This is a genomic window from Flammeovirga sp. AWQ4_249 (assembly GCF_056161045.1).
Genome location: NZ_JBSWYJ010000027.1, coordinates 34,828 through 57,732, shown reverse-complemented (window position 1 = coordinate 57,732; position 22,905 = coordinate 34,828). Strand labels below are relative to the sequence as shown.

Annotated in this window: 19 protein-coding genes; 11 read left to right on the top strand and 8 right to left on the bottom strand. The window is 32.4% G+C overall.

The features are described 5' to 3' along the window. Window positions 1-62 precede the first annotated feature (62 nt). Window positions 63-1,895 (top strand): ABC transporter ATP-binding protein, encoded by a 1,833-nt coding sequence (locus ACXAHM_RS18125; protein WP_474962748.1) that lies wholly within the window; start codon window positions 63-65, stop codon window positions 1,893-1,895. A gap of 12 nt (window positions 1,896-1,907) precedes the next feature. Here the strand turns inward: ACXAHM_RS18125 and ACXAHM_RS18120 are convergent, their stop codons facing one another. Beyond that, the gene (locus ACXAHM_RS18120; RefSeq protein WP_474962744.1) at window positions 1,908-2,171 is read right to left on the bottom strand and encodes an alpha/beta fold hydrolase; all 264 of its coding nucleotides are present in this window, start codon (window positions 2,169-2,171) and stop codon (window positions 1,908-1,910) included. Window positions 2,172-2,180: 9 nt separating this feature from the next. Between ACXAHM_RS18120 and ACXAHM_RS18115 the strand changes: the two genes are divergently transcribed. Further along, window positions 2,181-2,615 (top strand): hypothetical protein, encoded by a 435-nt coding sequence (locus ACXAHM_RS18115; protein WP_474962741.1) that lies wholly within the window; start codon window positions 2,181-2,183, stop codon window positions 2,613-2,615. Window positions 2,616-2,706: 91 nt separating this feature from the next. Here ACXAHM_RS18115 and ACXAHM_RS18110 read toward each other — a convergent pair whose 3' ends face one another. Beyond that, on the bottom strand, window positions 2,707-4,098 hold the full coding sequence (locus tag ACXAHM_RS18110; protein WP_474962737.1) for a hypothetical protein: 1,392 nt from the start codon (window positions 4,096-4,098) through the stop codon (window positions 2,707-2,709). A 212-nt stretch (window positions 4,099-4,310) separates the two neighbouring features. Between ACXAHM_RS18110 and ACXAHM_RS18105 the strand changes: the two genes are divergently transcribed. The 9 genes from ACXAHM_RS18105 (at window position 4,311) to ACXAHM_RS18065 (ending at window position 12,330) form a co-directional block, all read left to right on the top strand. Continuing rightward, on the top strand, window positions 4,311-4,514 hold the full coding sequence (locus ACXAHM_RS18105; protein WP_474962734.1) for a hypothetical protein: 204 nt from the start codon (window positions 4,311-4,313) through the stop codon (window positions 4,512-4,514). 416 nt (window positions 4,515-4,930) lie between these two features. Next, window positions 4,931-5,239 carry a DNA-directed RNA polymerase subunit omega gene (locus ACXAHM_RS18100; RefSeq protein ID WP_044204845.1) on the top strand — a complete coding sequence of 103 codons (309 nt, stop codon included), beginning with the start codon at window positions 4,931-4,933 and terminating at the stop codon, window positions 5,237-5,239. Window positions 5,240-5,354: 115 nt separating this feature from the next. Next, entirely contained in the window at window positions 5,355-6,557 is a 1,203-nt protein-coding gene (gene coaBC / locus ACXAHM_RS18095; RefSeq protein WP_474962729.1) for a bifunctional phosphopantothenoylcysteine decarboxylase/phosphopantothenate--cysteine ligase CoaBC, read from the top strand. A 112-nt stretch (window positions 6,558-6,669) separates the two neighbouring features. Beyond that, window positions 6,670-7,569: a type IX secretion system protein PorD gene (gene porD / locus ACXAHM_RS18090; RefSeq protein ID WP_474962726.1), complete on the top strand. Its 900-nt coding sequence runs from the start codon at window positions 6,670-6,672 to the stop codon at window positions 7,567-7,569. Between the two features lie 10 nt (window positions 7,570-7,579). After that, complete coding sequence (locus ACXAHM_RS18085; protein WP_474962723.1) at window positions 7,580-8,404, top strand: UbiA prenyltransferase family protein; 825 nt, start codon at window positions 7,580-7,582, stop codon at window positions 8,402-8,404. Then, complete coding sequence (locus ACXAHM_RS18080) at window positions 8,404-9,054, top strand: class I SAM-dependent methyltransferase (protein ID WP_474962719.1); 651 nt, start codon at window positions 8,404-8,406, stop codon at window positions 9,052-9,054. Before ACXAHM_RS18085 ends, ACXAHM_RS18080 begins: the two co-directional genes overlap by 1 nt. A 175-nt stretch (window positions 9,055-9,229) precedes the next feature. Further along, entirely contained in the window at window positions 9,230-11,029 is a 1,800-nt protein-coding gene (locus ACXAHM_RS18075) for a sulfatase (RefSeq protein WP_474962786.1), read from the top strand. Between the two features lie 30 nt (window positions 11,030-11,059). Beyond that, complete coding sequence (locus tag ACXAHM_RS18070) at window positions 11,060-11,860, top strand: T9SS type A sorting domain-containing protein (protein ID WP_474962716.1); 801 nt, start codon at window positions 11,060-11,062, stop codon at window positions 11,858-11,860. After that, window positions 11,860-12,330, top strand: a complete 471-nt coding sequence (locus ACXAHM_RS18065; protein ID WP_474962712.1) for a DUF6702 family protein — start codon at window positions 11,860-11,862, stop codon at window positions 12,328-12,330. Before ACXAHM_RS18070 ends, ACXAHM_RS18065 begins: the two co-directional genes overlap by 1 nt. A 54-nt stretch (window positions 12,331-12,384) precedes the next feature. Here the strand turns inward: ACXAHM_RS18065 and ACXAHM_RS18060 are convergent, their stop codons facing one another. The 6 genes from ACXAHM_RS18060 to ACXAHM_RS18035 form a co-directional block, all read right to left on the bottom strand. Beyond that, window positions 12,385-13,728: a hypothetical protein gene (locus ACXAHM_RS18060; RefSeq protein WP_474962709.1), complete on the bottom strand. Its 1,344-nt coding sequence runs from the start codon at window positions 13,726-13,728 to the stop codon at window positions 12,385-12,387. A 161-nt stretch (window positions 13,729-13,889) separates the two neighbouring features. After that, entirely contained in the window at window positions 13,890-14,795 is a 906-nt protein-coding gene (hemF, locus tag ACXAHM_RS18055; protein ID WP_474962707.1) for an oxygen-dependent coproporphyrinogen oxidase, read from the bottom strand. Continuing rightward, a complete protein-coding gene (locus ACXAHM_RS18050; RefSeq protein WP_474962704.1) occupies window positions 14,776-19,470 on the bottom strand; it encodes a translocation/assembly module TamB domain-containing protein in 4,695 nt (1,564 codons plus the stop codon). The genes hemF and ACXAHM_RS18050 overlap by 20 nt, the downstream gene beginning before the upstream one ends. Before the next feature lie 122 nt (window positions 19,471-19,592). Next, entirely contained in the window at window positions 19,593-20,717 is a 1,125-nt protein-coding gene (locus ACXAHM_RS18045; RefSeq protein WP_474962702.1) for a phytase, read from the bottom strand. 92 nt (window positions 20,718-20,809) lie between these two features. Then, window positions 20,810-21,352 carry a 5-formyltetrahydrofolate cyclo-ligase gene (locus tag ACXAHM_RS18040; protein WP_474962700.1) on the bottom strand — a complete coding sequence of 181 codons (543 nt, stop codon included), beginning with the start codon at window positions 21,350-21,352 and terminating at the stop codon, window positions 20,810-20,812. Continuing rightward, the gene (locus ACXAHM_RS18035) at window positions 21,345-22,733 is read right to left on the bottom strand and encodes an MATE family efflux transporter (RefSeq protein ID WP_474962697.1); all 1,389 of its coding nucleotides are present in this window, start codon (window positions 22,731-22,733) and stop codon (window positions 21,345-21,347) included. The genes ACXAHM_RS18040 and ACXAHM_RS18035 overlap by 8 nt, the downstream gene beginning before the upstream one ends. Window positions 22,734-22,905 lie beyond the last annotated feature (172 nt).

The following is a 22,905-nucleotide window of genomic DNA, read 5'->3' as shown; positions in this document are numbered from 1 at the left end:
AAATTATTGTTTCATCGGTTCACTTATTAATTTAGACTTTCAATTAATTTGTAAAGTTGTGTATGGAGAAAAATAACGCAGATATTCTCTTAGAAGTAAAAGATCTATCTATTTCTTTTGATAATGAAGAAAGAGGTAGTGCTACTGCTGTCCATAGCATTAATTTCGCTTTGGAGAGTGGTGAGACGTTGGGTATCGTAGGGGAATCTGGTTCTGGAAAATCTGTAACTGCTCTATCTATTTTACAACTTCTAGCCAAAAATGCTACGGTCAGCTCTGGTGAAATTTTATTCAATAGCAAAACAAAAGGATTAACCAATTTATTAGCATTATCTAAAAAAGAAATCAGAGATATTCGAGGAAGTGAAATTGGAATGATTTTTCAAGATCCAATGTCTTCTCTTAATCCTGTTTTAACGTGTGGCTACCAATTAATTGAAACTATAAAAATACACGAGAGAAATATAACTCGTGCTACAGCTCGAAAAAAAGCATTACAAGCATTTGAGTTAGCTCAATTAAAAAATCCAAAAAAAGTATTTAGTAGTTATCCTCACCAATTATCTGGTGGACAAAAACAAAGAGTCTTAATCAGTATAGCATTAGCTTGTAATCCAAGTTTATTAATTGCTGATGAGCCTACTACTGCTTTAGATGTAACATCTCAAAAAGGTATTCTTGATTTATTTTTTACGTTTAAAGAAACAAGAAATACTGCATGTATATTTATCTCACATGATTTATCAACTGTTGCTCAAATGGCAGATAAAATCATCGTGATGAGAAAAGGGTTAATTGTCGAATATGGTACTGTATTCGACGTTTTTAATAATCCTCAACACCCTTATACAAAAGGTTTATTAGCTTGTAGACCAAGAATTGACATTACACTGAAAAGGCTTCCTACACTTGATGATTTCATGGAAGATATCACAAGAACTGGAAAATCTAAAGCCCGATTCATGTCTGTTGGACAAGCTTTGATTTTGAATGCTCAAGATGAAGCTACCGTAACAGAGTATCAAAAGAAAATTAAAGATAAACCGACCTTATTAAAGGTAGTAAATCTTACAGCTGAATTTCCTGTAAAAAAGAATTTATGGGGAAAAGTGACGCAAACTTTCACAGCGGTAGATGAAATTTCTTTTGAAGTAAATGAAGGTGAAACTTTAGGTTTAGTTGGTCGTTCAGGCTGTGGAAAAACAACATTAGGCAGATGTATTCTGAGACTTATTGAAGCCACAGAAGGACACGTCTATTTTGAAGGGAAAGATCTTGCAACAATGAGTAAAAGGGATTTGAATAACTTAAGAAGAGATATTCAAATTATCTTCCAAAATCCTTATACATCATTAAACCCTAGAACTACAATTGGACAATCTATCATTGAACCTATGAAGGTGCATAATATTTTGTCCGATGATAAGGCTAGAAAAAATGAAGCAATTCGATTACTTGAAACCGTAGGGCTGAGTAGTACATACATGAATAGATATCCACATGAGTTTTCAGGTGGTCAAAGACAACGTATCTGTATTGCAAGAGCTCTAGCTACAAAACCTAAATTTATCATTTGTGATGAATCAGTGTCTGCATTAGATGTGTCTGTTCAAGCAAAAGTATTAAACCTTTTATGTGATTTAAAAGATAAATTTAATCTGACATATATTTTTATTTCACACGATTTAGCTGTTGTGAAATTTATTTCTGACCGTATTCTTGTAATGGATAAAGGCAAATTACAAGAATGGGGTTTAGCCAATGATATTTATGCTAAACCTCAAACAGAAGCAACAAAAACATTAATTGACTCTATTCCAACTGCTGATTTCAATAAGATAAAAAGAAACATCATTAAGAATAGAATTGAAAAAGAAAAAGGGACTTCATCATAAAGTCCCTTTTATTTATTTACAAAAACGTTTTATTTCTTCATTATATTCTTCAGGTAATTCATAATTAGGAGAATGAGCCGTCCCTTCAAATACTCTTAATTCAGAATTAGTAATAAGACTATGTAATTTTTTAATCCATTCAGGAGGAAATGTTATATCTTCTGAACCAGTACAAAATAACATCGGTACCTTTTTATTCAATTCATTTACTTCTTCTACAGAAAAGAAAGTTTGACGAATCATTTTTCGCATATCCGATGGTGCTGGAGGACACATTGTTCCTATTTGAAGGTACAAATAGGCAATATTTGGCTTACGCTCATACTCTTTTATCACTTCATCATTGGAAGAGCAGAAGTAAATCCTACTCGTGTTATAGTAGATGAAACATGGGTAAGTCTAAAAGCAAATGGTAGTGATGGAATGCGAATTGTCAAAAATGATGTAGCAATTGATGTAGTGGGTGAAAGTTACACTACATCTCCTGGCAATGGTTGGGATGTTGCTGGACAAACTGAAGCGACTAGAAACAGAGTCTTGTGGCGTAAAATGGCCACTGACACACCAGAATCTGATTGGGATACTTCAAGAGGGACCAACACAACAGATTCCCAATGGTTAGTTTCAACTTTGGTCATTAGTTCAGATCTTACTGATTCAAGTGTTTATTCCAACGCTGGTCAAGCACCAAACGATAGTAATGTAGACCATATAGATTAATATAAAATCAATTAATAAAAGAATAGCCTTTCATAATTAAGTATATGAAAGGCTATTCTTTTTATATTAAAATGATCTATTACTCTATAAACTAGAACTTCATATCTACTAATGAGATAAAGTTCATTACAGCTTCAGAAGTAAAATCCCAATCATATTGTTGAGCATATTCAGTTTTGATCAAGTTAATAGCTTCTGTGTAATCAGCACTATTATCAATTTGTTGAATAGCGGCTTCCATTACCTCTGCGTCTCCACCAAATAATTCCTTTTGGAATAAAAACTTCTGGTTAATAGTCATTGATGTACGGATACTTTCTGTAGTCTCAGAGTTTTCTTGTAGTTTATCCAATAATGATTTTGGTTCTTCCTCCTCAGTTGTAACTTGATCTTGAACAGTACTTGTAGGTTCTTCTACATTTGAAGCAACTAACGGCTCCTCTTCAACGATCTCTTCAGATGTATTAGTATCAAATGTCACTTCGGTAATTACATCATCGTTTTTTTCTTCCTCAACTACAACTTTTTCCTCTTCTTCTATCTCACTAGAAATTGAATCTAAAGAATCTTGAACTGCAGCATCTAATGAAGAATCTTCAATGATAGATTTCTCAAAAGTTGGTTCTTCAATTTCAATTGTTTCAAAACCTAAATGATCCTCTTTTTCTTCTTCAATTGGATCTGGAGTAACTTCTTTTTCTACCACTTCCTCCTCCTTAGGTTCATCAACAGAAGATGATCCAAAATCAAAACTTACTATATCTTCAGAAAGTTGTTCGATATTAATATCATCAACTTCTTTTTCTATAAAATTCTCTTCTTTAGAAGAAACGGGAGGTTCATCTAAATAACTTGGGTGAAGCTCAAAAATACCAACGGGCACGATTTCATTAAATAAAGCAACTATATCTTTAGGATCTTCTTGTAGTTCTTTATGATGTCTAATGATATTATTCGCAATATTTATGGCTTCAATCCTTTTTATATTTACACCTGCTTCATCTTGTAAAGCTGATAATATTTCTGATGCTAATTTTGGATGTATTTTAATGTACCCAAACATAGGTACCAAATAATTCTTCATAGGTATTTTAATACCCTGCATTCCAAAAAATTCCTCATAGAAAATTTCAGGAGCAAATGTAAGTACTAAAACATCTCTTACAGCTTTTTGTAATAACGGTAAAAAATGAAGACGAGAGATATGAATATTCTTCGACAAAGCATTCATTAAGTGTCCCAAAGATGTACGAACTACATCAGCCGAATAATCAAAATAGGGGCTTTGTATTCTAACTGCTTCTTTTTGCCAGTTTTCAAAAATCCTTTTTAAAATAAATAGATTGACACTTTGTATAGAACTTAACTTAGTAATTTGAATTCCTGTAATATAATCATGATCTGAAAAGAAGTCATCACATATAGCATCTGCTACCTTTTCAGCATAAATCTCTATAGCGGATAAATTTGGTTTTTTACTCATATTATAAAAAGTCGAAGAATAATATAAGACGAAAATAACGTCTTCTTATCAAATCTAATAAAAAGTTTGCATTGTTGTATGCTATTATTGAAGGAATCCTTAAAGTTTTCTTGTGTTATAAATTTGAAACCTTAATTTTGCAGTGACTATGCGCAGTAAGTCAAACAAACACTATAGAGAAGTTTATGAAAAAGTTTTTAGTTTATAGCAGCGTGCTTGCAGTTTTAGCAACTCTAACTTCGTGCTTTGGACAGCACAACCACGCTCCAAATCCAGGTGTTAACTTAGATAGCAAAAGAATCTATGGTCCTAGCAGAGATGCTGAACCAGTTCAATTGGAAAACAAGTATGACCCTGCTGACACTGAATTACGTTTGAGAATTCAGGATATTCGTAATGAATTATTCCCTAACTAGGTCATAACAACCTATAGATAAAACAAGAGCCACTTTACAAAAAAAGTGGCTCTTGTTATTTTACCCAATATCAAAATAATTTGATATCAAGTGAGAGAGATAATTATTTAAAAATTTAATAATTCATCCATTTCTGAATTCATTACAATATACTTCTCATTGACATTACATTTCACATTGTTTCATCTCAGAAGTATTTGTGAAGTATTATTAAGAATTAAAGAAGAGTGATAAAGCCCTAATTTCTCAACACCTAACTTCTTATAATTCATCAATTTAATTATAAATGCAAGTGATTTAACGACTACTTCATCAATACAACGTCCTATTTCGGTATAATTAATTTGGTATAAACTAAAAAAATCCATAATTTAGCGAACTTGTAAGAAGTATTCGATTATAAATATATATATCAAATGCCTAAAGCATCACTTATAACTCGTGATTTAACAGATTTGACGAAAGAGACTGATAACATCTATAAGTCAATCGTTATTGCGGGAAAACGTTCAAGACAAATCTCATCTCGTTTAAAAGATGAGTTACAAGCAAAATTGTCAGAATTTGCTACAACTGTTGATAACCTTGAAGAAGTTCAAGAAAACCGTGAGCAAATTGAGATTTCTCGTTTCTACGAGCGTATGCCTAAAGCAACGACTCTTGCAGTTGAGGAGTTGATTGAGGATAAGATCTTTTTCACTAATGTAGAAGATAGATCATACTAATTGATCGATTACTATAATTAGTTAAAGAACTTCCAAATTTACATTTAAGTAGAATTGGAAGTTCTTTTTTTTTATTTTTACTGCAATAACGAAAATAACTGAATCAGCATTACAAATGGATACAATTCTCAAAGGGAAGAAAATTCTTATCGGTGTTACGGGAGGAATAGCTGCCTACAAAATCGCATTATTAATTCGTTTATTAAAAAAACAGAAAGCGGAAGTTCAAATCATTATGACTGAAGCTTCAAAGCAATTTATCACTCCTGTTACGTTATCCACACTTTCAGAAAACCCAGTACTAACACAATATGCAAATGAAGAAACAGGCGAATGGAATAGTCATGTAAAACTTGGTCTTTGGGCTGATTTAATGATTGTTGCTCCAGCAACAGCAAATACAATGGCAAAAATGGCCAATGGTATGTGTGATAATCTTTTAATGGCAACTTATTTATCTGCAAGATGTCCTGTGATGATCGCTCCTGCTATGGATTTGGATATGTTTATTCATCCCTCAACTACTAGAAACATTAATACTTTAGCCTCTTACGGACATATTATTGTTGATGCTGAAGAAGGAGAATTAGCAAGTGGACTTGTTGGAAAAGGCCGTATGGCTGAACCAGAACATATTTTAGATGCAGTCACTGATTTTTTCAAACCAAGAACTGATTTACCACTTTCTGGAAAAAAGGCAATTGTTACTGCAGGTCCAACGAGAGAAAAAATCGACCCTGTAAGATATATAACTAATGGTTCTACTGGCAAAATGGGTTACGCAATTGCAGAAGCATTATATAAACAAGGAGCTGATGTAACTATTGTATCAGGTCCCGTTCAAGTTCCCACTCCTACTGGTGTAAAAGTTATTGATATTCTTTCTGCACAAGAAATGTATGAAGCTGTAGATCAAAATTTTGATAACGCAGATATTACAGTTTTCACTGCAGCAGTAGCAGATTATACACCCACTACAGTTTCTAACTCTAAAATCAAGAAGCAAGAAGGTAATTTACAGATAGATATGAAAAGAACTTTTGATATTGCCAAAACAATGGGGCAAAGAAAAAAGGACAATCAAATCACTGTAGGTTTTGCTTTAGAAACTGATAACGAATTAGAAAATGCTAAAGGAAAGCTACTAAAAAAGAATGTTGATTTTGTAGTGCTAAATAGCTTAAGAGAAAAAGGGGCTGGTTTTGGACACGATACAAATCGTGTTTCCATTGTCTCCAAAGACAACGTTGAAGAACTTCCATTGATGTCCAAAAAGGAAGTTGCTGAACATATTGTCAATACTATTATTCAATATTAATCCGAAAATCTTTATTCTAGTTTTCAACAATTAATTTTGATTACATAGAATAAAGATTTTTGTATATTTATAATTCAAGAAAACACTTTTTAGTACTATTGAAGTAGATCTAATGAAGCAACTACTGACAATCTTATTTTTTTGTATAAGTTTTAAAGCTTTTACACAAGAGCTTAATACAACTGTCACAGTCAATGGAGACAGAGTTCAAACCAATGAAACACAATTATTTACAGACTTGCAAAATAACATGCAACAGTTCTTAAATAATCAGGAATGGACTTCTGACCGTTTTGAAGATTTTGAGAAAATAAAATTAAATATCTTAGTTACATTACAAGCAAGTACTGATATTACTTCCCAGAGTTATCAAGCTGATGTTCAAATACAAAGTATAAGACCCGTTTACGGAGCTTCTTTTGAAACACCAACTATTAATTTTATTGATAAAAAATGGCAGTTCAACTACAATGAATCTGACCGAATGGTGTATTCTAATGGAATTTATAGTACAGAGATAGTATCATTAATGAGCTATTATGCTTATATTGTTTTAGGAATGGACTACGATACTTTTTCTCCTAAAGGAGGTACTAAGTACTATGAAAAAGCGTTGGAGATTGCCAATTATTCTGAGCAAAATGGACGTGCAGGATGGAGTGCCTTTGGTGATAAAAGAGATCGCTATTTTTTAGCGAGAGATTTTATGGATCCACAGTTCGAAAAATTTAGAGCATTTCTTTACACATATCACAGACAAGGTTTAGATATTTTTCAGGATAGCCCTGAAGAAGCAAGAGAAAATATACTGAATGGTCTCAATGACCTAAAGATTGTAAGAAAAAACATTCCTATATCAGTTACAATGGATGTTTTCTTTGCTGCAAAAGGAATAGAAATGGCTAATTTATTTGCTAAAGCACCGGCTGAACAAGCAGATCAAGCAGGCCGAATATTATTAGAATTAGATCCTACTCGAGCTAGTCAATATAAAAAATTATTAACCCCATAAATTAACTCACTTGAAACAAGTTTATCATTACTTACAAGCCTTAAGTATAGATGTAGCTTTAGGAGCTATTGCTTGTTCTATGTTTTTAGCTAAAGTAAATCAAGTTGAGGTACCACTTCCCGTATATTTTTCATTAGGAATTTCAGTTTGGGTGATCTACACCTTAGATCATCTTATTGATGCTTTCTCTATCCAACATAAAGCTCACACTTTTCGTCATGCTTTTCACCAAAAACATAAGAAAGTATTGAGTGCTTTTTGCTTCTTATTTATGGTTGTTGGATTAATTTCTACCATTGCATTTGTACCATTACAAGTTTTTTTTCACGGACTTGTTCTTTGTATCATTGTTGGCTCTTACTTACTTATATTAAACCTAAAATTCATCCCTTTTTCGACTTTTAAGGAAACTACCGTTGCATTAATATATACGCTCGGAGTGGCACTTCCTATTTATAGCTTGAGTGATGAATATAGACCTGCATTACATTTTTTTAGTTTTGGGTTATTTATTCTAGCTTCCATTAATTTATTAGAATTTTCTTTATTTGATATGGAGTCTGACAAAAAAGACAAGATGACTTCAGGGGCTCAAAAATTAGGATACACTGGCATAAATATTCGACTTATCATCTTATTTTCTATTTTTTTGGCAGGTACTATTGTTAGCTTTTTTTGGTTAACCGAAGATTATATTATTCCACAAATAATTTTCATTTTGATGGGTTTATCCCTTTTTATGATTTATATTAAGTCAGATTTCTTCTCAAAAGATGATTATTTTAGGATTTTAGGGGACTTTGTTTTCCTATATCCGTTGGTATACCTTATATAATGAACAAAGATCAATTCGACTATATTGCAAAATTTTACGACTTTTTAGCGGCTATTATTTTTGGAAAAGCCATTCAAGAAATTCAACTCGTTCATTTAGATAAAATAAAAAAGAATAGTCGAGTTTTAATCATTGGTGGAGGTTCTGGTAAAATTCTTAAGAAAATAGATGATTTAGGAGTTGTATCTGAAATTGTCTATATAGAGAAATCACCCAAAATGACTGCACTAGCTAAAAAAATTGAGTTAAAAACACCAATTAAGTTTGTCAACAAAAGCTATGAAACAGCCTTAGATTATGGAAAATTTGATGTTGTAATCACTAATTTTTTTGTGGACCTTCTAAATGAAAAACAGTTTCAATCTTTCATTCCTTTTGTATATTCTCTTCTCAATGAAGACGGAAAATGGATCGTAACTGATTTTAGAATTCATGAAAGGTTTCCATTACGGTCAATCCATAAACTGATACATCTTAGTATGATCTCTTTTTTTAAAATTGCTGTAAATCTTCAAAATACTAAACTCTTCAACTACCATACACTCATTCATGAAAGTAGATACTTTCAAGCTGAAAGAAGAAAATATGCCTATATCCATATGATGTTCAGTAGTATCTTCAAAAAAAGAAAAATGAAGAAAAAAGATTAATTTTTTTGAGTACAAACGACTACGTATTGCCTTTCTATAATAAAGTTCCTGTGAACTACTAGATTACTTATCTCTATTACTAATGAAAAAACAACACACAACATTTCAATATATTCTATTGTTATGTGTCTATTTACTATCTGGTAATTTGATGGCATAAAGTCCCAATTTCTTCATTATCGTATTAGATGATCAAGGATGGACCGGTTCTTCTGTTCCAATGTTGCCCCAAGACAACAATACAAAAAGTGACTTTTACCTCACTCCTGCTATTGAATCATTAGCCCAACAAGGTATGGTATTTTCTCAAGGATATGCTTCTGCTCCAAAATGTGCTCCTACTCGAGCTAGTTTATCAACAGGAAGATCTACGGCGAGAAATAGTTTTACAGGGACAGATAACAATATCGCTGAAGGATTTTCTATATATGAAGCTGAAACAAGTACTGAAATTAATCCTGATTGGACCACTTATGCTGAATGGTTAAAAAATACAGGATTATCGTACAGAACAGCTCATTTGGGAAAATGGCACTTAGGTCGAGGGACGGAAGCTAATCCTGATAATAACGGTTTTGATATAAGCAACGGTATTACTTCTAATAATAATGGAAATAATGATGGAGGAGTTGTCCAAGATGACCCTAAAATGATTTTTGACCTAACCAATAGATCCATTTCATTTATGCAGGAAGCAGTGAGAGATAATGTCCCTTTTGCACTACAGCTTTCTCATTATGCAGTGCATAATAATATAGAGGCAACTCAAAATTCTATAGATAAATATAATTCTCTTACTGCAGGTAATAGACACGATAATGTCGAATATGCCGCAATGACAGAAGATACAGATACTGGAATTCAACAATTACTAGATGCTATTTCTGACCTTGGCATTGAAGACAACACCTATATTTTCTTTGTTTCTGATAATGGCGGACAAATGAATTTCACAGATAATTCGCCTTTAAATTATGGAAAAACCTTCATTTTTGAAGGTGGAATTATGGTACCTTTTATTGTTAAAGGGCCTAATATTCCTCAAGGAACTTATAATGATAAACCTGTAGTTTTGTATGATGTGTTTCCAACTATTGCAGAATTATCAGGAAGTAATCTTTGTTTACCGTCAGATATCGATGGTGAAAGTTTTGCGAAAAGCCTTTTGAATGAAAATGATCCAAGAGAGAAACCCATCTATTTTCATTCACTTCATTATGATAATAATCCTAATAAGACACCTCGTTCAGCAATTGTTGATCATGAATATAAACTGATAGCAGAATATGAGACAGGTGAATTTTACTTGTTCAATCTTGATAATGATATCGGTGAATCGGTTAACTTGATCAACAATCAAACTGAAAAGGCTTATGAATTGTGGGTTTCACTTAGGAATCATCTTAAAGAAACAAACACCAATATGCCTACATTAAATGCCTCTCATTCTAGTTTTACAGGAACCAATAATGATTTTGATAATGACGGAATGGATGACTCTTGGGAAATAATAGAATTACTGTCTTATCATTTTGATGCTTCTGATGACCCAGATTACGATGGAAAATCTAATTTAGAAGAATTCCAACAAGGTACTGATCCTCTTTCTAGTAAAAATGAAGATGATAATAACCCTCCTGTAGTCTGTGATGACCAAGAGATCTTCCAAAATGAAACTACAAATGCGGTTTCTGAAACAATAGAAAATAATGTCAGAATTATTACTTCTAATAATATACCTGCTCATCGCTATGGCCCATTCCAAGGGAGAAATGATATAGAGGGACAAGATTTTAAGCATTATATGTGTTTGTATCCAGAATTAGGAGATGAAAGTACACCATTATATGTGGATCCTACTGACCCTGATTGTGGCAATCGAATCGTTTTTGGAATTTCAGATCAAGGTGTTGTCTTCTCACCTTTTGCTCGTCTTTATTTTACCAATCCCTCTACTCAAGAAGAGAATGTTTAATGGAATGAAGAAGCCGCATTTATCTTGAATATGGACGAAAATGGCGGGCATGTAGACGCTGTAAATCGTTACCATTATCATAATGTACCTTTACAATATTATACTGAAGATTTAAATATAGATGGATCTAAACATTCCCCGATTGTTGGATATGCAGCTGATGGCTTTCCAATTTATTACAAATACTTATTTAGTGATTCTTTAGACGAGACAAGTGGAATCCAAGCTTATAATAGTGGATATCAATTAAAGAGTGGTGGTCGCCCAGGTGATGGAATCACTGCACCAAATGGTGAATACGATGGTACATATGTTGAAGATTATGAATATATACAAGGACAATCAGCGTTAGATGAATGTGGAGGACGATTTGGTATTACTCCAGACTACCCTAATGGTACATATTATTATGTTATTACTGACAATTGGCCATACATTCCAAGATGTTTGAAAGGAAAAAATATTGATAATTCATTTAAACTTGGTGCAAGATGTCCAGAAAGTTCAGCTTCAGTGGATTGTAGTCCTACTGAAATTGATTGGGGAATAGACAAAGACGATGACGATATAGTAGCTTCTAATAATGATCAAGGCATTCAGCTTTTCGTTTTTCCAAACCCTGCACATCATGTATTAAATTTTAGAACTTCCAATCACCAATTTGAAGATTGGATTAATGAGATTTCGATATATGACACCAGTGGAAATATTGTTTATCAGTCCGATTTATTCAAAAGTCAAATAAACACAAGCAACTGGATTCGTGGCGTTTATTTCATTCAAATTACTACAAAAGTTGGTCAATTAACTAAAAAAATCATCATTCAGTAATGAAAAAATGGATCTTTCTACCCTTGTTCGTTTGGTCTTTGTTTTCTTTTAAAACATTACATATTGATCAGTTATCAGAGTTTTATATAACCAATAACGAAGATAAATTAAAGCTATCGATTACGATTGAAGCCCGAGAATTGAAGTCTTTGAGTAATAAAAATGAATGTAATTATGCATCTATGACTGCATTCTGTTTTACAAATTATATCAACTGTAATCTAGATATAATGATTAAAGGAGAAAAGCTTTCATTTGAACTAGAAGAAGCTCGATCAAGTAAAGGACATTATATTATTTATTTATCTTCTCATCAAAAAGTGGCTGATATTGAAAACATTTCAATTATAAATAATTGTTTTATCGAAGAAAAAAGAGAATTTAAAAATAGGATGATTATTGGAGTCGAAGGAATAACCAAATCTTATTTATTAAACTATAATAATCGAAATATAAATTTATCAATATAGAAAAAGAGCTGTAGCAAAACTACAGCTCTTTTTATATATCATAATCTATTTTTTCTATTCTACGGTTGTGTGATTTTCTTCTTCTTCTCCATCAAAACCACCTTCAAAAATAAAGATATCGCCTTCATAATGGAACCTTACATTTACTTTTTCACCAAGAGTTTCATCTTGATTCAGTTTCTGGATTTCAAAAATGGCATCTATCATAAATGTTCCATCTTCATTTTCTTCAATAATAAACTTCTCAATATTTAGATTCTCACTGTCTGGAGATTTTGCATAAATTGAAAACTCATTATTAATTTGAGCAAGGATACCAGCGAATTGAACACCGTAATCAGGAGCTGAAGCAGCATCATTTTCACTATCCCAAGCAACGTCATTACTGTAATCACCCGCTAAGTTTTCTGGGTTTCTAGCTGAAGTTGTTAAAGTTAAGAACATCATGTTCGATAAGAACGATTCACCTTCATATGTATCAATTTCATCTAAAACTGTTAAATCTTGTAAGAAAACAAAGTCATAGAATCTACCTGTTGTATCATTTTCGAATGCATCTTCGTTTCTTGCTGCAGCACCACGGATTTTAAATATTTCTTCACCATTTATACTTACATAACCTGATCCATTGTGAGGGTTTTGTCTATCCATATTTAAACCATCGATATTATCGATTAGATCTTCATAATTCACACGAACTAAATTTACAGTATCTGTATACGTCTCATTTTCCTCTGTAAAAGTCATAGAGAAACTTGCATTTTCTTCTGTAATAGACAATACATTTAACTCAAAAATTTCATCTTCAATTTTAACTTTAAGAACATCTTCAGAGTTATTTGTCCACTCCCATACACCGTTACCATCATTAGTTAATAACGAACCATCTTTTGTAAAGAATACAAAAAAGTCATCATCATCGCCTTCACCTTCTTCTTTCCAAGTATTTGCAAGGAAAGCTGTTCTTTCAGAATAAGTAGTATTATCTACTTCAACTGAAAAAGATATCGTTTCTGAAGGGTTATCTTCTTTGATTAATTCAATTTGAATTTCACCATCATTATTCAAGACTTTAATAGTACCATATCCTTCTAAATCAATGATTGTATCGGATTGTACTGTATAATCTCCCACAAATAGTAGGTCTTTTTCTTCTACTGTAATTCTAGCACTCGAACCTGAAGCAGAACCTTGGATAGTTGCGAGACCATCACTTGTAAAGGCCATACTTGAGATGTTTCCAGATGAACTAACATTCCATGTTGCATCAAAATGTTCATTTTCTTCCAATGTCACTACATTGTTTGCAGATGGATTAACACCATCATCATCATTTGAACATGAGAAAAATGTTAGAGAGAATAGTGATAAAAGGGCTAGGTTATGTATAAACTTCATAGCAATAATTAATTAGGGTAATTTCTATCTTGCTATACGCTAACATTATACAATGTTTTCAAATTATTAGATTAATACAATAAATTTCTTCACATAAGACAATGAAAAAGGTGAATAGCATCTATTTTATACTATTCACCTTATGTAATTAACTGAATTACCTATAACCAATTAACACCTTTCTTCAATAAAGCTAAAGTTTCTTCTTCTTTAGATCCTTCTTTAGGTTGGTAATCGTATTCCCAATTCGCTTGTGGAGGTAAACTCATCAAAATAGATTCTGTTCTGCCATTACTTTCAAGACCAAACTTAGTACCTCTATCCCAAACTAAATTAAACTCAGCATAACGACCTCTTCTTAATCGTTGCCAATCCAATTCTGCTTTTCCATAAGGTAGATCTTTGAACAATTCTACTTGTTCTTTGTAAGCAGGAATAAATGATTCTCCTACATCCTGTACAAAGTGCCACAACTGATCAGGGTTTAAACCTTCCGTTTCAGGTTTTAAACGATCAAAGAAAATACCTCCAATCCCTCGTGTTTCATCTCTATGAGGAATAAAGAAATAGTTATCCGCCCATTCCTTGAAACGGTCATAATATCCCATCTTCGTATTTTCACAAGCTTCCATTAAATGTTGATGGAAAGCAGAAGCAGCATCTTTATTAATATAATGTGGTGTCAAATCAATACCACCTCCATACCAATATTCTCCACTTGATAATTCAAAGTAGCGAACATTCATATGTATAATAGGAACCATTGGACTTTTAGGATGTAAAACAATAGAAACACCTGTTGCTTTAAAAGAGGCTGTTTCATCAACTTTTAAAGCTTTTGCCATTTGAGGAGATAAGTCCCCTTCAACAAGAGAAAAATTAACACCACCTTTTTCAATAATATTTCCACCTTTGATGACACGAGTTCTTCCTCCCCCACCTCCAGGTCTTTCCCAAAGGTCTTCTTGAAATTTTGCTTTTCCATCAATAATTTCAAGATCTCTACATATATCATTTTGTAAACCTTTGAACCAGGCTACAATTTCACTACTCTTTATCTGATTCATCTTTTTTCTTTTTTTCTTCCTTTTTCAATTGTCTGAGGTGTCTCCTATAATGCTTTGGACGTTTTGTTTTTTCCTGTTTACCATCTTTAGAAGTGATTTCCTTAAAGGAATCAAAACTTTTGGTATGCATAACACTTGCCCCAGTCAATGAAGTATTATCCTGATTTGCAGTTGTATAATATACATCCTGACGATATTTCTGGTAGAACTTCGCTCTTAGTGCTCCATCCTGAGAAATAACTACTTCTACTGTCCAATCACCAAGTACAGATGCGGCAGTCGTTTGATTTTGGTTATCTGTAAAGCCTCCATCACGGGTGACTCGTACTTTTCCTTGAGCAAAAGTATATGATAACCTCATTTGTAAATTTTGTAAGGCTTCTCGATCCAAACCACTCATATCCAAATCAATCTCAAAGTTATCATCTACTTGCGATAAAATATAACTTAATTGATTTGTTAACAATTCACTCACACTACTTGACGCTGTTTGCCCAAATCCTCCGTAAGAATCACTTGACAATAATTGACGCATTACAATTAGGCCAAAAACTTGACGATTCAATTCTTGTTCATCTCTATGAATTCTTTCTTCAAAAGCAGCCACATAACTTTCCAAAGATATTGGACCTGACTCTGTGACTACAGTGGCAGGATAATCATGTATATCAATATCAAAAGATAGCAATGGATTGGACAAATCACCTTTAATGATCAAATCTACATCTGTAGGATATCTTTTAACAATCTCAGGTGCATTCCTCACTGTACTATCTTGAAGGTCAATTAAAGGTAGTAAACTTACGCGTTGCTCATACTTGGCTACAATATTCATTTGTGCTTCATATGGGTCTCCATTCCAGGAAAGTGTAGAACCTTTATCGATGACAAATTTCTTATCTACTAAATTGAATTCCGCAACTTTCATGGTGAAGTTATAGGCACCTTTTACAATCTCGACATTACCGAACATTTCAAAATCTCTATTTTTATCAATGTTCATCTGTAATTTTCCAAGACCATTTCCTCGAATAATATCACCTGTTTTCTTATCAAAAATCATTTCGCAATAAGCGTCAGGAGTGATCTCTAAATTCATCTTTAATTGGAAATTTGCTTGATCTTCTTCTGCTTGTGAATTGCTATCTATATCTTCACTATTATTGAATAAAACTGTATCCTTTTGAACATAAACAATGTAAGGATCAGTTTCTGTGTAATCTATTGCATTTAGAGGAATATAAATTTTAGTACGTTTATTCGTTTTTGCGTTAACATCAATAATAATATCATCGAAAGGACCAGTTACTGATACATCACCAGTACCAAAGGCTGCTCCATAAAAAAGATCATTCCCTTTTTCCTGTTTTTTCATGATAAAGAAATCGTCAAAATTCACATCTAAGCCGACGGTCATATTTTCAAATCCTTCATCAAAATTAATTCCTCCTTTTAAGTACGCATAATGACCATACTCATCCACAACTCTTACATTTTCTGAATAGATTTTATTAGGGCGAATTAATACTTTAGGTACAGATTTATCCTCACCAAACTTATAATCAACATTTAAGTATTCTAATCGAATTAAACCTTCCTTGGCAAATACACTACCCCACAGTTTTGGTTTATCCAAATTACCAGATATTTTCACCCAACCCGTGGAATAACCTTCAAGTTTTTCAACTACTTCATCAATATAAGGTTGGAAGATACCTAACGGAAGGTCATTTACCTCCAATTTCATATCAAGTTGATTTGCTGTTCTTTGCGAATAATATTCTCCTGATAAATGAAATCTTTTTGATAATGAATCAATAATTTGAAAATTCAACGATAGTTTATCTTTTGTCCATTCAGACTCACCTTGAACATCTCCAAGGAAATACTTATCTACTTTTAACGAATCAATATCTAGATGTCCATATACTCTAGGCTGCATAAAAACATTTTCAATATATAAATCCAAAGAATCTACTTCTCCTTCAATTGTTTGTTCAGAATATTTTTTAAAATATGAAAGATCAAGATTATTTGCTTTCATATGTAATGGTTCATCGACATCTTTCTTTACCCATCCGTTTAAAAATACAAACTCGTCTTTATTTTTTAGATTGAAATTTTCAAATTGAACTCCATCAGAATAAACGATGATTTTCGAAGGATTTTCATTAACGGTTGACCAAGTTTCTTTTTCCCAATAAATGGAAGATTGAGGTAATCGGAAGGTTAAACTATCTTTTTCGATTAGTATATCTCCTTTTAGATTTAGTGCCAAGTCATAATTATACACATCCAATCCTGTCTCAAAAATAAGATGATCATCAACTGTAAAGGCATTAAAATTAAAATCTTTAGATAAGAATCCATTTATATCTTGTGCCTTAGACTCCATCCTTAAAGAGGTATTATAATCACTTGAGTACCCTTCTTTTTCAGCAAAATAATTAATATAATTTGAATCTAAAGAAACTCCATAAAAGCTTACTTGATCACTATAAAGTTTAGAATGTACAGAAAGTTTTTCACCAAAATCAGCTTCTAAAATTACTCTCGAATTATTCGCTACCTGAATACTATCTGTAAAAATTGATAATACGTCATTTACATTGATAATTTTCAATTCTGCATCAATTGAATAATTCTTTTCACGTTCCTCTTCTTTTCTGATTTTCTTTTGGGTGTAATATTTATTTTGTTCAACGGTATCCGCAAAAATTGACAGGTAACTTTCATCGATAACATCTGCAATGTCATTACTCAAAGTAGGGATATCAAAATAACCAGCAAGATTAAAGTTTAAGAAATCTGATTCTACATTAATCAAACGTAAACCGCTCGGCATAATATTCGTAATGGCTACTAGTTTTTCGATGTCTAGTTCTTTCGTTTTGTTGAAAACTTTTGAGTCATAAAATGACAAACCTCCTGAAATGCCGTTATCAATCACTTTATCAAATGAAGCCTCCATTTTACTATAAACACCTATATGCTTTTCTGATAAATTTAGTTCTCTGAAACTAGGAACATCGATACCAGATTGAAAACTAAATGTACTATCATTAAAATCTAAAAGTCCTTTTAAGTAAAATTTCAAATTGGGGTCATTAACGACAAGTTCTCCATTAAAATAGCCTTCGCGCATGTAAGTGCTATCGAGATAGATATTAGTATAATTGTACTCTTTAAAGCCAAATTTATCTATTGAAGCGTTTACATTTAATTCTAGTTCATGTACAGAAAACCCTTTACCATCGATATCTCCTTCAAAATCCAACTCACCTAAAATTGGATAATCAAATACTTTTCCTAGATCTAAACTATCTGTTTTAAGATAACCTTTATATGTTTCCTTAGGAATAGATACTGCTAAATTTGGCGTAATTATACCATAATCAGAGTTCAGCATTCCATCCAATTCGAAATCATCTAAAGTTCCTTGAAAAGTACCTTCCAATGCTGTTGCTCCAAACATTTCTACATACTCGCCAATGAAATCAGGTACATACGGAATAAGATCTTCTGTAAAATAATAGGAATCATAGAAAGTCAAATCCATCACTGTTCGTTCCTCATCAATTACTTTATCAAATTCAAAATCGCCTCTTAACGTACTACCACTACCGAATCTTAAATCAGCATCTGTAACCATAAATTTATTTACAGTACCCTCTAGGTTAAAATCTCCTACAACATAATCGTGAAGAGAATCAAAATAAGTGAAAAAGTTAGCTAAATCATCTGTATGCAATGTTGATTTTTTAAGATCTGCATACATGTCAACACAATAGTAGAAATCGTTGAAGTCAGAATAATCATCATATGAAAAATCTATTATTCCTTTCAATGAACTAGATCCAATGTCACCATCGAGATTTGAAATTGTAAGTCCAGTACTTGAAATTCCTAAATAACCATCAAGATTTCGGATTTTCATCTGGGTTCTTCTCTCAATACCACTCAACCCTTTTATATTCATGGCAATAGTATCTCTTACAATCTTTAGATCAGTAACATCAGCATTAAGGCCTGAAAACTCCATATCAGTGACATCAAATTTTCCAGGTTCTCTATGTTCTACATCTTTTTTGAATAATATATATTTAGCATTACGGAGATTTACTTTTTCAAAAACTAGATGTATATCTCCTGGCTCCTTGTAATCAAATCTTCCCTCTCCACTTGGATCCCCTGCCATATAACGAATCCATTTCGTCATATTATTCATAGAATCTAAGCGATCATCCATGATCATTTCTACATGAACATCTTTTAAGGTAGTTTCTTCTATATGAATGTATTCATCTTGATTGTATAACAATTTTATGAAAGAAAAATCAAGAATTACGGTTTGCACTTCAATCAATGGAACCCCTTCAAGATCCATAATTTTCACATCATTCAATCGCCATTTATCAAACCAATCTAACTTGACAGAGGCTATGCTTGTCGGGTGGGAAGTTTTTTGCGTTACAACGGTCGTAATTTGATGAATTAATGTAGTTTGTACTAATGGTATCTGAGAAATACTTAGCACAATAAGCCAAAGAAATAATAAAAGAGTAGCTCCTCTAAAAAGCCAAACACGAAACAACCTAAGCCACTTTTTCCAACTGAAAAGTGTTCTAAGTCTAGTCCATCTGTTATTCTCTTTATTGTTCTTTGTTTTACTCAATCTGTAAACTACCTAGTGCATCTCTTTTGAACCCTCAAAAATAATAGATTTACAGTTATTATTTTAATAAAAAAGGCTACTTCAATAGAAAAGTAGCCTTTCAATCCATGAAAATTTAAAATTTATATAGATTGGTCGATTATGCTTTGAATTTTCTCCCAAGAAACAATTTTAAAGTTTTGCGAAACTAATGTATCAGTATCAAAATTAAATCCATCTTGTACTACTAAAATCCCTTTAGGATACTTCTCTCCAAGAGGTTGATTTAATACTTCTAAACCATCAGTTTCTTCAACTCCATCTACTACCCCATCTACAATTTTAAAGCTTGTGAGATATTCATCATTTTCCAATGAAAATAATGCATAGGAGAAATTACCTTGACTAGAAGCGATAAGATATCCTGTATCAATACCTGTTTTATATAAACCTATACCTTCAATATCAGCGACCAATGCTTTATTATTTTTTATTGAAGTACTAGCGATAAAAGATAAATTAGAGGCTTTATCCAATAGGTCGACTTTCCAAATCCCTACTGCTTCTTCACCTAAATACAAAATGCCTGTTTGATCATCAACAACCATTCCTTCGGGTTGAGAAGCCACTTTAAAAGATCTTTCTAAAATAAACTCAGATTTTACTTCTAATACATCAGGTAAAGAGTAAATATGGATATTCCCATTTTTATTATTGATGACAAAGTATGGTTTTGATTCAATTTGGAACATACAATACCCATAAACATCATCCAATTTTGTTTTATTATTGAATTTAATTTCCTGTAAGTGACCAAGAGAGTCTAAAAGAAAAAGATCAATACTAGAATTTGTTTTATTACTAGCAGAAACAAGGACTACATTTAATTCATTTATCAATATGTTCCCTCTTAAGTCAACATTATTTACTTTTCCTACTGGAACAAAATCAAGTTTTTCTCCATCTAAATTATAAGAGTACAAACCATTTTTCTTATCAGTACCAATGATAATTGAAGCAGTAGGGTTCTTTGAATTATACCATATTGCAGGATCATCAGCAGCATCTTCATTTTTTAATGCTTTGACAGGTAATGTTTCCGCATCTGCAGTTACTGCTGCTGTAATATTTGCTTGCATTTCATAAGCCATTCTCATGGCAGAATCATGTTCACGTGGATCTTTATATTTTTTTTGAGTAGACTCACAGCTAAAGAACAAGATGTGTAGTAATAAAAAAATTCCGAATAATTTTGCTGTTATTTTCATAGTTTTAATTAATTATTTTCTCCACAAACTTAAATGTATTTCAACCAGAAAAAACAGCTTTCGTAACACTTAAAAAATAATTCACATAAGGTTTACACTGACGCTATGATAAGATGATCCATGTCAATATCATGTTCTTCTACAGGTAACTTATGGTACATCTGGAAGCCATACCCAACTCCTATTTTTTGGGAATCGGGGTATTTACTTAAAAAGGTGTCATAGTATCCACCTCCATACCCCATTCTTTCATTTATCTGTGAAAAGGCTACTCCTGGCACAAGAACATAATCAATCTCTCCCTCATATTCAATTTCTTCTTTAGGAATTAAAGTCCCAAACTTTCCTTCAACTAAATCTTCAATATTTTCTAAAACAAGGTGTTTTAATTGTCTATTAGGCAATGCTTTAGGTACAATAACTTTCCAACCTAATTTTATAGCTTGTGATATAATTTTTAATGTGGAGGCTTCGTTGTTAATAGGTATATAAGTATGCAAAACAGCAGCTTTCTGAGAAGTTATTTCCCAAAAAGCTGCTGTAATATATTCTTCTGCTATCTCACATTGTTCTTGTGATAAAGCATTCCTTTTTTGTATAATTTCCTTTCGTAACTCTTGTTTCTGCTTATGCATTGGCTTTGACTAAGGCATTTTCATCTACCTTATTTTTATTGATCTCATGATTTGTTCTAGCTGTAAATCTAAAGAACAATAACGTAGCAGACAATGTTAAACCTGTTGTTAAACCAATCCAAACACCTAAGAAGCTCCAATCAGTGTATTCTGTTAAATAATATCCTAAAGGAAGTGAAACAACCCAGTACGAAATAAAACAAATAACAGTTGGAATTTTTACGTCTGTAATTCCTCTTAAAGCTCCTGTCATAATCACCTGAGCACCATCTGAAAGTTGGAATAATGCTGCAAAGAACAACATTTGAGAAGCAAACATAATAACATCCTGATCTTTCGTAAATAAAGAAGGAAGGAATATATTGAATAACAAGAATGTCGTTGCTGAAATCGTCATGGCCAACATCGCAAATTGCATCCCTGTAAAACCTGCTTTTTTTGCTTCAGCCCAATTTCCTTCACCAAAGAAGTTAGCTACCCTAACTGAAACAGCTGATGCTACTCCACTTACCATCATAAATGTCAATGAAATCATACTCATTACAATCTGATGAGCTGCCATAGGTTGCGTACCCACTGTACCTACAATCATAGATCCAACGGCAAATGCTCCTACTTCCATTAGAGCTTGTAGACCAATCGGTAAACTTATTTTTAATTGCTGAAGGATTTTCTCTCCATGAATTTTAGCTTCTTTCATATTATGTAAATATTTATGGAAATGACTTCCTTTTATTACATATATGAACATACCAATACCCATAACTACTCTAGATATCATAGTACCAATACCTGCACCTAATAACCCAAGTTCTGGAGCACCAAATTTACCGTAAATCAATACATAATTGATCACAAAGTTGATTATATTGGCAGTTAATGTAAAGTACATAGCTACCTTTGTCCTCTTTACTCCCTCTGCGAATTGTTTTGCCGTAAAGAAGGCCATTAATGGAATTAATGAGAATGTATTGATTAATAGGTAGGGTTTTGCAGCCATGACTACCTCATCCGTTTGCCCCATGTACCCTAATACACTAGACAATGAATATAATACAGTTACCAAAAACACAGTAAACAAAGCGTTTAATACCATACTATGTTTGAATAGACTTCCCATTTCATCAAAATCTCTTTTACCATATGCTTTGCCCACTAAAGGAGTTACACCAATGGCAAAACCAATCCCAAAAACAAGGAAGATCGCAAAAAGACTGTTTGCAAAGCCAGCTGCTGCTAAGTCCACAGTGTCATAATGCCCTACCATTACATTATCAATAATGTTTGTAAGGTTTTGACCCGCTTGAGAAATAACTACAGGCGTTGCAATTCTAATTGTGTCTTTGTAATGTGATTTGTAAGATTCTAATAAGTTTCTCATTTAACAGATTTTTCTATTCGAAAAGATCATCTACAACAGTAATCTTATAGAATACAGTATAGTGTTATGATCTCAGTGATTAAATTAGGCGAAATAAGGTAATGTAAGTTTTCTAGATGGAATGCTATGTATTTTTACAACCTAATATCCTAAACGGTAAAAGTTGCGCAAA